Source organism: Phormidesmis sp. 146-12, from assembly GCF_052939495.1.
In genome coordinates this window covers 53,742-65,887 of record NZ_JBJPHS010000010.1, presented here as the reverse complement: position 1 = coordinate 65,887, position 12,146 = coordinate 53,742, and the positions used below count along the sequence as shown (strand labels likewise).

At 49.6% G+C, this 12,146-nt stretch carries 11 protein-coding genes; 4 read left to right on the top strand and 7 right to left on the bottom strand.

Translation table 11 applies throughout. From position 1 onward, the window contains the following. The first annotated feature begins 58 nt into the window (after positions 1-58). Complete coding sequence (locus ACKFKF_RS06865; RefSeq protein ID WP_446860097.1) at positions 59-748, top strand: Crp/Fnr family transcriptional regulator; 690 nt, start codon at positions 59-61, stop codon at positions 746-748. A gap of 60 nt (positions 749-808) precedes the next feature. Here the strand turns inward: ACKFKF_RS06865 and ACKFKF_RS06860 are convergent, their stop codons facing one another. Beyond that, positions 809-1,585, bottom strand: coding sequence for an SDR family NAD(P)-dependent oxidoreductase (locus ACKFKF_RS06860; protein WP_446867002.1), 777 nt, complete (start codon positions 1,583-1,585; stop codon positions 809-811). Between the two features lie 146 nt (positions 1,586-1,731). On the opposite strand from ACKFKF_RS06860, the gene ACKFKF_RS06855 reads away from it, so the two are divergent. After that, a complete protein-coding gene (locus ACKFKF_RS06855) occupies positions 1,732-2,055 on the top strand; it encodes a winged helix-turn-helix transcriptional regulator (RefSeq protein ID WP_446860095.1) in 324 nt (107 codons plus the stop codon). A gap of 165 nt (positions 2,056-2,220) precedes the next feature. Here the strand turns inward: ACKFKF_RS06855 and ftsY are convergent, their stop codons facing one another. From ftsY to hpsJ-B, 5 genes are all read right to left on the bottom strand, one after another. Next, on the bottom strand, positions 2,221-3,738 hold the full coding sequence (gene ftsY / locus ACKFKF_RS06850; RefSeq protein WP_446867000.1) for a signal recognition particle-docking protein FtsY: 1,518 nt from the start codon (positions 3,736-3,738) through the stop codon (positions 2,221-2,223). Positions 3,739-3,831: 93 nt separating this feature from the next. Next, positions 3,832-4,458: a transcription antitermination factor NusB gene (gene nusB / locus ACKFKF_RS06845; RefSeq protein ID WP_446866998.1), complete on the bottom strand. Its 627-nt coding sequence runs from the start codon at positions 4,456-4,458 to the stop codon at positions 3,832-3,834. Between the two features lie 190 nt (positions 4,459-4,648). Next, positions 4,649-5,371 carry a DUF502 domain-containing protein gene (locus ACKFKF_RS06840; RefSeq protein ID WP_446866997.1) on the bottom strand — a complete coding sequence of 241 codons (723 nt, stop codon included), beginning with the start codon at positions 5,369-5,371 and terminating at the stop codon, positions 4,649-4,651. A 391-nt stretch (positions 5,372-5,762) separates the two neighbouring features. Next, entirely contained in the window at positions 5,763-6,671 is a 909-nt protein-coding gene (locus ACKFKF_RS06835; RefSeq protein WP_446866995.1) for a glycosyltransferase family 2 protein, read from the bottom strand. A gap of 225 nt (positions 6,672-6,896) precedes the next feature. Then, positions 6,897-7,694 (bottom strand): hormogonium polysaccharide biosynthesis protein HpsJ, encoded by a 798-nt coding sequence (hpsJ-B, locus tag ACKFKF_RS06830; RefSeq protein WP_446860090.1) that lies wholly within the window; start codon positions 7,692-7,694, stop codon positions 6,897-6,899. A gap of 442 nt (positions 7,695-8,136) precedes the next feature. On the opposite strand from hpsJ-B, the gene ACKFKF_RS06825 reads away from it, so the two are divergent. Further along, positions 8,137-8,961, top strand: coding sequence for a hypothetical protein (locus ACKFKF_RS06825; RefSeq protein WP_446866993.1), 825 nt, complete (start codon positions 8,137-8,139; stop codon positions 8,959-8,961). A gap of 202 nt (positions 8,962-9,163) precedes the next feature. Here the strand turns inward: ACKFKF_RS06825 and ACKFKF_RS06820 are convergent, their stop codons facing one another. After that, positions 9,164-10,216: a diguanylate cyclase domain-containing protein gene (locus ACKFKF_RS06820; protein ID WP_446866991.1), complete on the bottom strand. Its 1,053-nt coding sequence runs from the start codon at positions 10,214-10,216 to the stop codon at positions 9,164-9,166. Positions 10,217-10,594: 378 nt separating this feature from the next. Between ACKFKF_RS06820 and ACKFKF_RS06815 the strand changes: the two genes are divergently transcribed. Continuing rightward, the gene (locus tag ACKFKF_RS06815; RefSeq protein ID WP_446866990.1) at positions 10,595-12,013 is read left to right on the top strand and encodes an amidase; all 1,419 of its coding nucleotides are present in this window, start codon (positions 10,595-10,597) and stop codon (positions 12,011-12,013) included. Positions 12,014-12,146 lie beyond the last annotated feature (133 nt).

Sequence of the window (12,146 nt, the reverse complement as noted above, 5' to 3'; positions counted from 1 at the left end):
CATCTGATACGTTTTCTCGTGTGATTGTCCACTACAAAATTCCCTGAAGATCATTTTCATGCAGACTGAAGTTTTCAGTGAGCTATTTCCGTTGCTGGCTGCGGCCAATCCAGAGACCTTAGACTGGCTCCTATCCGTGGCAACTGAGCATGAGTACCCGTCTGGCAGAGCCGTTTTGATGGAGGATGCTTGGGGAAATGCTGTCTATTTTGTGGTGAATGGCTGGGTCAAGGTGCGTCGGCACTCTGGAACGGGTGAGGATGTGGCGACGCTGGCGATTTTGGGACGGGGCGACTTTTTTGGTGAGATGGCGATCTTGGATGAGTCGCCGCGATCGACCGATGTGATTGCCCTGTCGAATGTGCGTCTCTTGAGCATTTCAGCACAGCGATTTATCCAAACCCTCTTCAAAGATCCGCAGCTACACCATCGGATGCTGCAATTGATGGTCAGACGACTGCGCCAAACCAATTTTCGCTTTCAACTCCGCAACCAACCGCCTGCAATCAAGCTGGTAAATACGCTGGTGGCACTGGGTGAAAATTACGGACAGGAGTCGGGCAGCGGGACGGATATTTTCAACGTTCCAGCGAAAGACCTGGCGGATGTCTCAGATATCAGCGCCGACGAGACGACCAAAATTCTAGAGAAGCTCGACAGCAAAGGCTGGATCAAAATCGATCCAAGTAAGCAGGTAATTCACCTCGTCAACCTCAAACAGTTGATGAATCTGGCGGGTAAACGATAAGTTGTCCTGCTTATGTTTCAGATACAGCAGGAATTTGAAGTTGATCCACCAGCCTCAAGATCAAGAATTACGTCCCGCCATAACTCCACCATCCACATTCCAGGTCGCCCCCGTGATCCAGGAGGAGTGATTAGACATTAAGAATGTGATAACCCCTGCAATATCGATAGGTTGTCCGACACGCCCGATCGGATGAAAGTCATTGAACCCTTGTAGCGTTGTATGAATGTCTTCCGGCTTAATGAACGCTCCATAGATCGGAGTTTCTACGACAGCAGGCGCAACCGCATTCACCCGAATTTTGTACTGACCGAGTTCCATTGCTAAGTGTTGTGTGAGCGAATGTAAGCCTGCCTTTGCCATTGAGTAAGCAGAAGATGGGGTTGCTAATACCGCTTGATGTGCCCACATTGAGCCAACGTTGACAATTGCACCGCCTTGTTTCTGCTGTACCATATTCCGAACGACCTGCTGTGTTGTGAAGAAGGTGCCGTGATTGAGGTTGAGATAGCGATCGTAGTCTGCCTCTGAGTGTTCGAGAAATGGCTTTGGCAGAAAAACACCCGCAGCATTTACGAGGTAGTGAACATTCGTGAGTTTGGTAGCAATTTGATCAGCCAGCCGAAATGTATCTCGGCGATCGCTGATGTCTGCCTGCCAAATTTGGATGTTCCCGTACGGTTCGAGATCAGATGCCGTTGCTTGAAGTTTTGCAAGATTGCGTCCGATAATGGTGACGATCGCTCCTTGGCTGAGAAGACTTTCTGCAACTGCTCGTCCAATACCACTGCTCCCACCGATGATGAGTGCTTGTTTTTGCCTAAACTCTGAGTACATGATTACTTCCTTTCCGAGGCAATAGATGGTAACTACAGCATCTTAAGCAACTGAGTACGAGTAGAAAAGTCAGCACTTTTGGGTGGGGTACTTACTTTCTGGTAGAAATTAAGGCAGGACGGGAGAAAATTTTTGAGTTATGCAAAATGAGTAGAGGCAAACCAGAAGTAACTTCAGCCGCAATGCTGGAATACATCGTTGGCTGTAAATGGTCAATCCGAATTTTGACGTTGATTCGCCAAGGAGTGAATCGTCCCGGAGCTATCACGCGATCGATTGATGGACTGACGACCAAAGTCCAAGGTGACTGCCTGAACAAAATGGTAGGCTTCGGGATTTTAGAAAGGATTGCTTACGGAGAAATTCCGCCGCGAGTTGAGTACAAGCTAACCAGTTTTGGGCAACGCTTCGTCTCAATTTTGGATGCTGTTTCGGAGTTGCAGCACGAAATAGATGCTGCCAACCAGTAGCACGAGGTATTGGAGCCAATCGACGAAAAACGATCGGTTAGAGTTGACAATCTCTGCTCAGGATAATGGATGAAGATGACTGTATCCAAAACCTACTGCGGTAGGTTCGATAGACTGATACTGCGATCGCTTACATATTAGTCAGAACCGCAATTCGCACAATCCTTAACCGCTAATCAAGGCTTCTACAAACTCGTAGCTAGAAAACGGGCGCAAATCTTCGATGCCTTCTCCTGCGCCGATAAAGCGAATCGGTAAACCAAGCTCCTCAACGACGGCCAGCGCCACGCCTCCCTTCGCCGTTCCATCCAGTTTGGTCAACACAACGCCGCTTAACTGAGCCGCTTGAGAAAATACCTGCGCTTGTCGTAAGCCATTTTGTCCCAGTGTGGCATCAAGAACTAAGAGCGACTCAACTTTTGCGTTTACCGCTTTTTTGTCAATGATGCGACGAATCTTGCTCAATTCATCCATCAAATTCTTTTTGTTTTGCAGCCGCCCCGCCGTATCTACCAAGAGAAGCTCAGTGCCTCGCGATTGGGCCGCCGCGATCGCATCAAATACCACTGCCGCCGGATCGGTATTTTGTCCCGGATTGGCAATTACTTCCACGTCGCTTCTCTGACCCCAAACTTTCACTTGCTCGACCGCCGCAGCCCGAAACGTATCGGCAGCCGCAATCAGACATTTGTAGCCAGACTTTTGAGCAATGTGAGCCAGCTTGCCGATCGTCGTCGTTTTGCCAGCCCCATTGACTCCAGTAATTAGCCAGATGTTGAGCGTGTCTTTTTCGGGCACAAAAACAGGCGTGTGAGCAGACTGTAGCGGGCGATCGAGCAATTCTCTCAGCAGTTGTTTGAGGTAGGCGATCGCTTGCTCTGGTGGCAGCACTTCTTCTCGCAATCTGGCTTGCAGCGCGTCGATAATCTTATCGGTGGCTTCAACGCCTGCATCAGCTTGCAAAAGCAGCGACTCGATTTCTGTGACGGCATCCTGGTTGAGCGGCCCTTGACCGACAATTGCCTTGAGACGATTGACCAGATTGCGACGAGTCCGATCCAACCCTTGGCGCAGACGTTTGAGCCAGGTAATTTCTTCGAGGGTGACATCTTCAGCGCGACGACCTTGAGCCGCCAGCACTTCGGTTGACCAGAGAAAGCCTTCATCCAGCGTGAAATCAGGAACTACCAGTTCAGGTTGGGTCGTTTGGACGGCAGGCTCTGGCTCCTCTACGATCGCCGTTGCTCGAAGTCTCTCTAAACGGGCTTCTCGCTCTGCGTCAGCCTGCGCCCAAAAAGGGAGTAGTGCAATTTCGGCAGGCGTTTCATCAACCGCAAAGACGGCCGTTTCAGGGATAGCTTCTTCTATCAGGGCGGCGGTTTCTGGAACTTCGGCAGTCGTAGTTGGGTCAGCGATCCGTTCAGGTATATCTTCAGCAACGGTGTCTGAAGGGGATTCTACGATCGCTTCAGTCGGTTCAGCACTTTCTACAGGCGCTTCTTCGGACTGCTGCTGACGTTTTTTAATGTTTTCATAGGCTGCCTTAGCGAAGTTCAAATAATCTTCGGCAACGGCTGGCGGTGCTTCTTCGGTCGGAGTTGGGTCAGGTTCAGGTTGGACAGGTTCAGCGGGTGCCGCCTCGCCTTTTTGATCAAATTTCCGGTTAAACCAATTAAACGTCATTGCCTGTACCTGAATCTTCTCTCATTACTGTAGAACAGAAGCGGAAGCGGGAGTCGTTTGCAGCGCTAAGTCCTCACAGATTTCCCCACAGATTCAAGGTTTTGATCCGGCGGGCTGCTGCTCAGTGACTCGACGCAAAACGCCATTGATAAATCGGTGTCCATCTTCGCCGCTGTAACGTTTGGCAAGCTCGATCGCTTCATTAATCGCCACACGTTGATCGATGCCCAGATAGATCATATCGACGATCGCCATTCTCAAAATATCTTGGTCGATTCGTGCCAGACGGCTAAGTTGCCAATCGACCAGCGCATTTTCTAAGATGGCATCGATTTCTGAGCGTTCTGAAACTAGTCGCGTAATGATTTCGACTGCGTAGTTGCGAACGTCTGATTGGTTGGTGAGTTGAATGAATTCGGGAATTTCGATCGAGCTTCCGACTCGGTTGATAGCAGTTTGAGTGAGTTCGATCGTTTCTCTCAAAATGGCTCTTGCACTCTCGACATCGCTGGTACGAGTTTCACTTTTGAGCAGTTGAGCGTTGCTGCGTTGCAATTCGGCAGAAGCGGTTTCCAGCGCGTCTCTTGCTTCGGTAGCCAGGGTGCGAACGGATGCCACGACCAAATCCTGGAGTTTTTGAGTGGTCAATTTCTCTGGCTTGGCAGGCAGTTGACTAATGCTCAAAAGAGCCAGTTCACGGGCAATTCGGCGGGCTTGCATGGCGGCTTGGGTTGGCTAGGTTCTGTATCGCTTGGCTATCTTAGCAAGTTTGAGGACGGGTCGGGGGTTTAGACCAAAGGGATTTCCCAGGTTTTAGACAGAAGCCTTCATCTCAAAAAATAAGAGGTCAAGATGACCCCCGTTGAAATTCAAAAGCAGGATTCTTCAATCGTCCCAGTTCTAAACGTGATTATTCTTCGAGCATCGCTTGTCTTGTCGTGTCAATTAGAGGTTCCAACGTGCGCTCTCGTTTGCTGCTGACGCTGGTCAACGTTGCCAAAGCTGCCGAATCAGGACTGACGATTCCCCCCGAAATCACCACCTTGAAGGCATCCTCGATCGGCATTGCCAACGTAATTACAGCCGATTCGGGCACGACCGCATACCACCCTGTCGTTGGATTGGGGGTCGTGGGAATGAACACACTCAGCATCTCTCCCGGAAAATGTGATTGCACCTCTGAACCGATCGCTCCGGTCACAAAGCCGATTGACCAGACTCCCACGCGGGGATACTCGACCAAAACGACGCGACGAAAGCGACCATTAGAGTCTCGCAAAACTGTTTCTAGCAATTGCTTCAGAGTTTTGTAAACTGCGCCTGCTAGAGGAATGGCTTGTAGGACTCGTTCACCTACATCAAGCAGCCATCGTCCAGCAATGTTGCGGGCCATCAGTCCAATCAGCAGAATGCAGGACAGAGGCACCGCCAGCCCCACTAAAAAATTGAGCAGATTCACCAAAATGGGCTGCATTCCATCAAACGGGTTAAGTTGTTTGGGAATGCGGGTTAAAAAGTTAATGACCCAGTTTGCGATCGTAATCGTCAGCCAAATCGTAGTGGCCAGCGGAATGACCACCAGCAGACCTGCGATCAGGTCATTCTTTAAGTCTTGTTTGAGGCGTTGGATCACAGGGTGCTTACTCTCCTTCAACTGGCTGCAAGTATCACGGTTAGAAGCTGCCTTTCATCAAGGCAATGAGAAAGATGGATGAGCGCAGCGATGAAATTTTGAGGATGTGCAGGTTTAAAGTGCTCCTCGTCTTGCCTGTTTTTCAACCTTCTTTCTAGAGTTTTAGGAGCGTCTATTACTATTTGTAAAGGTTGTAAAGGAATGTTGCAAGGTTTCCGGTCTCTTTCTCAGGGAAGTTTTCTTATTTAATCATTGATCCCCGATCTGAAATATCCGAACGCGATCGGTATTATTCGTAACATCCTTGTAAAAGCAATGCACAACGATCGTTGGAAACCGATTAGTTTCGATAAACGGCTATTCAAAATCTTGACTGGCTAACCGTTTTAGTCTAGCAGTGATCCGCCTCTGAGATGGGAGGAGCGATCTCTTCGAGATATTTGCCAGAAGCCAATTCTATCTTGTCTGCTGAATGAGGCTGGTGCTGCGGCATATTTTTGATCTCCCAAACTTTGAGCAAGATCAGATACTCATAAAAGGCTTGCAGCGTACACCAGGCAAATCCTGCACGCCCATCCAATAGACCGCCCAAAAAAAAGTACATGTAGATGAAGCGAACGATCGGACGCAAAGGCATTCTCAACGACAGATCCTTTAGCGCTCGTCGCCGTTCAACTTCTGACTTTCCAAAAAACAAACTGCGCCATCTGACCGTACCCTGATCGAGTTGCCGTACGGTTTCGATCGCTTCATTCGTCGAGTAGATATTGTGTTTGTCAATCCAACGACTCAGACCTTTCCCTGACGTGTAGTGAGGATAAGTCTCTTGCAAAAAGCCAGTCGAGCCTTCGACAACTTCGCGCTCAGTGTGACCGTAGTCAGTAAACCAGACCTTTTCTCGCTGAAAGAGGCGGAGTTGGTAGCGAGGATATTGGGTGCTGCGGCGAATCCACTTCCCCATAAACATGACGCGCTCTGCGGCATAATAGCCAACATGTTCAGCCTGCTCGATCGTGTTTAGACATTCTTGAAACAGATCGGGGGTCATCCGCTCATCCGCTTCCAGAATGTAAACCCACTCATGCTTCACCGGAACTTGTTTTAACATCCAGGTGCGCTGTTTGCCATGACTCTCAAAGCGATGTTGCACGACGCGAACAGGGTAGTGGCTAGCAATCTCAACGGTACGATCGCTGCTCAAAGAATCCACCACTACGACATCATCTGATTGCAGAGCAGACTCAATGCAGGCAGCGATATCGATTTCTTCGTTGTGGGTGAGGATGTAGATTGAGAACATGCGGAGGGGGAAGAAGGAATGAGGGATGGTTTTAGTAGAGTTTGGGCGGTAATAATCTTTTCAGAGGGTCGGATGCGTTTCGGGAAGATGGGTAGAACGATCGCGCTGTTGTAATGTACCCTTCACGATCCTTGAAATTGGCAGTTTCCTCAAAGTGAATTGAAAATCTTCATCAAAAAAGCGACCCTTGGAGTCCAAAAGATCGCTTGTGATCAACGGATGAAATTAACGGGGGGCGGGGGCTTTGCGACGGGATCTAAAAATGCCCAGTTCGCGCAGGCCTGTCCAAGCGATCGTGGAGTAGCCCAGGGATAAGAGAAGGCTGCTGACTCCAACCCGCAGACCTGTTTTCCAGGATTCGGTTCGGGCTTGCTGCTCAAGTTGCTGTTTGCGATCGCGAATCTGGATCAAGGCTTTGTTGCGCGCTTCTTTGGCCTGACCTTCTAAAGCACCGGGATTGGCTTTTAGCTGGGTCAGTTGTTTTTGCACTTCTTGAAGTTGTTTTAGCTGATCACCTTGGACTTGACCACTGGCGATCGTGTCGTTGAGTCGCTTTAACTGCGCTTCATCTTTGAGCAGAGTACTCAACTGTTCTTGACGTTGCAGCACCTGAGTATCGACCTGTCCTTCGGCGGCGGTTGCTTCTTGATTGATTTGCTGAATCGCTTGTGCAGAAGCCTGCCGCGTGTTGTTGAGATGCAGAGGCACCAAAACCAAAAACATCAGTCCCAAAATGCTGGCCAAAATCAAAGCCCAGAATCTAAGACTCAAAAACGGCTTGACGCGATCGCCCACAAAAGAACCCGTTTCGAGAAAATACGCGACAAACAAAAAGGCAAGCCCCACCATCGGGATAATGCCGCGATCGACTAATTGAGTGACAGCACCCGCAAGCCAAGCTTTGTCAGACAGTCGGAAGGGAATCAGCAGCGAAATGTAGTCCACTAGGGAAGACAAAATCAGGATGACTCCGACAATCTTGAGAACGATGGGGGCTGAAGGGAGAGAGTTGGTTGCTTTCATCCGACTAAGACTGGAGTAAGGGTTGAATTCATTTCAAACAAGCTGATGACCAAATGACCGCAGGGGAGTGCTCTTTTTGAGATACCCCCTAGGGGTCGGCTCTAGTTCTACAGCGTCAGTTTCTTAAAACATCCGGATAAGCACAGTCGTCTTATCTAATGTTCATCTTCATGGTTCCGCAAGTTTACAGAAAAATCACTAAAAGTTTTCTGAGTGCATTTACCGAGAATGATCTACAACTGAGGGGGCAACCTCTGCGGAAACCTGGTCATTCTACATTAATTGTTTATTCAAGAATTGGGATCTGGGGACAACTTCATCTGAGCGGATGAATGGGTCGTGAATGATTCACCAAAATCAGAAGCCAGAAAACACACAAAATGGCCAACTGAGACTTTTTCACAATACTTGTCTAAACTTCTCTAAATCAGTGAGGACGGTAGTGGAAGAACCTGTAATAAATAAAGCTGTGACGATCGAGCCGATCGCTCAAGGCTTAAATATCTATACTCTGCAAGGCGTTGCGATCAGCCGAGATGGGTTTGGCGTGCCGACGCTGGATGGTCAACTGTTGCTGATTGGGGCGGATGGGGCGACTCGTTCTCTAGTCGATTTAGCCAAGGTGGATTTGGGCATTCCCTTTGCGATCGTTGAGCAAACTGGAGATTGGATCGTCACCGTCTCTGCCTATTTGCCTATGCACTATCTCGTCAGGGTCAAGCGCGACGGAACTTATACAAAAATCGCCGACTTCTCAAAAATCGCTGGAGACTTTGGGGCACCGTTTGGGGTGGTGGCTAACGGCTCAGAGTACATCGTCACCCTCTCGACAGACACCACAGCATCGACAGGTCTGCTCTTGCGAGTGAGCGCGGGAGGAGCGATCGCCCCGATCGCAACCTTAACTGAGTTTGGCAATCCGTTTGGAGTTGTGATAAGCGGCGGCGATTTTGTAGTGGCTCAATCCAAAGGTCAGTTGGTGCGGGTCAGTCCGATCGGAAAACTTTCTGTCATCGTCGATTTGAAAGCGTCTGGATTTGGCATTCCCTTTATGATTGCAGTGCAGAACGAAGATTTGTATGTGACGACGAATTTGGGCCTGGTGGTAAAAGTCGATCGCGCTGGGAAGGTGAAGCCGATCGTCGATCTTCTCAAAGCCCGCTATGGCATTCCTTCAGGAATCGGGTGCAGCGGCAAAGACCTGATTGTGACAACCAACTCTGGCTATCTGCTCAAAATTGGTAATAGACCAGAGACTAAAGACTAAACGCGATGTGCAACTTTTTCCAAACGCTTGAGAATACTGCCCTCACCCTAGCCCTCTCCCCCAGGAGAGGGAACCGGACAATCCTTGAAAGTCTTTCTCCCTGGGGAGAAGGGTCGCGAGGGCTTTGCCCCACTTCGTGAGGATGGCGAATTAGTTGCACATCGCGTAGATAGAATTCCAGCATCAACTGGATCGAAAAGGGTCAGACGGAGATGTGCGATCGTTTAAAACATGGCTTTGGGTCGTTTTGAGAAGGCGCTTGATTGCATTGGACTCGCCAGCGATCGCGTCCCTGACATTTTGCGGTGTAGAGGGCAGTATCGGCCGCAGCAATGAGATCCTGGGTTAGCTTGTCGGCGGTCGGGATCATACTGGTGATGCCTAAGCTCAGAGTTACACAGGGATTGACTAACGATTTTGCATGGGGAATGGCCAGTTGAGCGATCGCCGCTTGAATCTGCTCTGCGACAAAGACGGCTCCCGCTACGTCGGTATTGGGCAAGATAATGACAAATTCTTCGCCCCCATAGCGCGCCACCTCATCCGCAGGCCGACGAATTACTCGATTTATGGTCTGAGCCACATGATAAAGACACGCATCTCCCGCCAGGTGCCCATAGTGGTCATTAAACAGTTTGAAATAATCAACGTCACATAAAATCAGCGACAACGGAGCCTGTTCTCTGAGCAATCGCTGCCATTCGTGGTTGAGATGTTCGTCAAAGCAGCGTCGATTTGCCACTTGAGTCAAACTATCGACCAACGCCAACCGCTGCAAATCTGAATTAGCTTGAATCAGCGCCAATTCTAATCGCTGACGTTCTTGAATTTCTTGCTGCAAGCGCTGGTTTTGCTCCAACAATTGTCTTCTTTGCTGCTGGATCATTAGTTGATTTTGCACGCGTGCCAGCACTTCTGACGCTTGAAACGGCTTGGTGATATAGTCCACACCACCCGCGCTAAAAGCAGCTACTTTGTCAGCGACATCATCGAGCGCCGTCAAAAAAATTACAGGAATGTCGCAGGTTAGCGGGTCAGCCTTCAGGGTTGTACAGACTTCGTACCCATCCATCTGGGGCATCTGAATATCAAGCAAAATCAGGTCTGGAAGCTCGACTCTAATGGTCTGTAGGGCGATCGCCCCACTGGTGGCTTTACGAATTCGGTAGCCTTGACGAGTGAGGAGAAGACTGAGCGCTTGCAGACTATTGAGGTGGTCATCCACGAGCAAGATGTTAGCGGAATCCGAAGTCATCAACGCACTCCTGATGGGGCAATTCAGATTTTGCCATGTTCTTTCATAGAAGCACTAGTCGAAAGGCAAATTCTGAAAATTTTAAAAAGCTTATTGTGCAGAATACCCATAGAGTGAGGCGCAAAACCAAAATGTTCTTTATTGCGAACAGTACTATTGCTGATTCCCTGACTCAAAACTTGTTAGGGTTTAAGGACGTTTTTTCCAATAACAAAGAACTTCTGGTCAACTCTGACGATTACTTTACAAATGGTCTTGGCAAGAGGGTTGCAAGCAGGTGATTTCCGCCTCTGAGCTTCAATAAATGGCAGCAAACTTGCAGCAGCGTTGTCAACAGCGAGTACGATCGGCGACAGGTTGCTTAAGGAATGGGTGGGCATGGATTCAGTTGATTTAGCGTTTACTTCGGCATTAGAGCAGGCTCGACTGATCCGCCGCAAAGAAGTTTCACCCGTCGATTTGGTTGAGACTTATCTTCAACGCATTCAGCAGCTTAATCCTCAGTTAGGAAGTTACTGCACGATGATGGACGATCGCGCCCTACAAGAAGCCAAAACCAAAACTGAGCAGTTAACCGATTTAGTCAGTGATGCAGAATTGCCGCCGTTTTTTGGTGTCCCGATCGCCATCAAAGATCTCAATCCGGTGGCAGAGGTGCCTTGTTCTTATGGAGTAAAGCTAATTCGCAAGCGTGTTGCCGATCGCGATGATTGGGTGGTGACAAAACTCAAACAGGCAGGCTTCATCATTTTGGGCAAAACCACCACGTCGCAGTTGGGATCGTTTCCTTACACAGAGCCTCCGGGCTTTCCGCCTGCTCGCAATCCCTGGAATCTGGACTATACACCTGGCGGGTCAAGTGGTGGATCGGCAGCGGCCGTGGCAGCGGGGTTGTGTGCGATCGCGCAAGGATCAGATGGGGGCGGATCGGTGAGAGGCCCGGCGGCTTGCTGTGGGCTAGTCGGACTCAAACCTTCACGAGGCCGAATCTCTAATGCGCCTGTTGGCGACCATATGGGCGGCTGTGCGGTGAATGGGACGATCGGGCGGACGGTTGCAGATGTGGCGGCGTTTTTGGATGTGACCGCAGGCTATGTGACGGGCGATCCTTACTGGTTGCCCACTCCTGATGCTTCGTTTTTGTCAGCGACTCAGCAATCTCCTGGCAAATTGAGAATTGGATACATTACGTCAATTTCACCCTTAGGCGAGGCCGATCCGATCTGTCAGTCCGCCGTGCAAAAAATGGCGCAATTGCTTGAGAACCTGGGTCACGAAGTCGAACCGATCGCCCCTGATTTTGGCGACTTAGTAGATCCCTTCACGGTGATTTGGCGCACCCAAACTGATGTAGGAATTCCGCCGTTCTTTTTAGAGAAAGTCAATCGCTGGCTCTGGTGGAAGGCTCGATTTACTCCGGCTAGTCAGTATGTGCGATCGCTGCATAAGCTCCAAAAATTTGCGCGTCAGGTCGTTGCTTTGACGGATACTTTCGACATTTTGCTTTCGCCGACCTACATGCATCCTACGATTCGAGTGGGCGAGTGGGCAAAGCTGAGTCCTTTGAGAACGTTGGAGAAAATCATTCACTGGATCGCGCCCTGCCCTGCTTTTAATGTCAGTGGTCAACCTGCGATCTCACTGCCGGGGGGATTTGATCCAAATGGACTCCCGATCGGCATTCAGTTAGTCGGCCGTCCTGCGGATGAATTCACACTCCTCTCTCTCGCCGCCCAAATCGAAGCCGCTCAACCCTGGATTAGCGATCGACCTGGATTAGCGATCGACAGCCATTAAGCACTGAGTCGTAAAACAAAAATCTAATTCAAATTCAAGTCTACGTAGTATCTACGAATGATGTGGATGAGGATTTTGTTTTGAGCGGTGAAAGGAGATCGGACAGATTGCCTGATCGAGGCAATTTTACTCA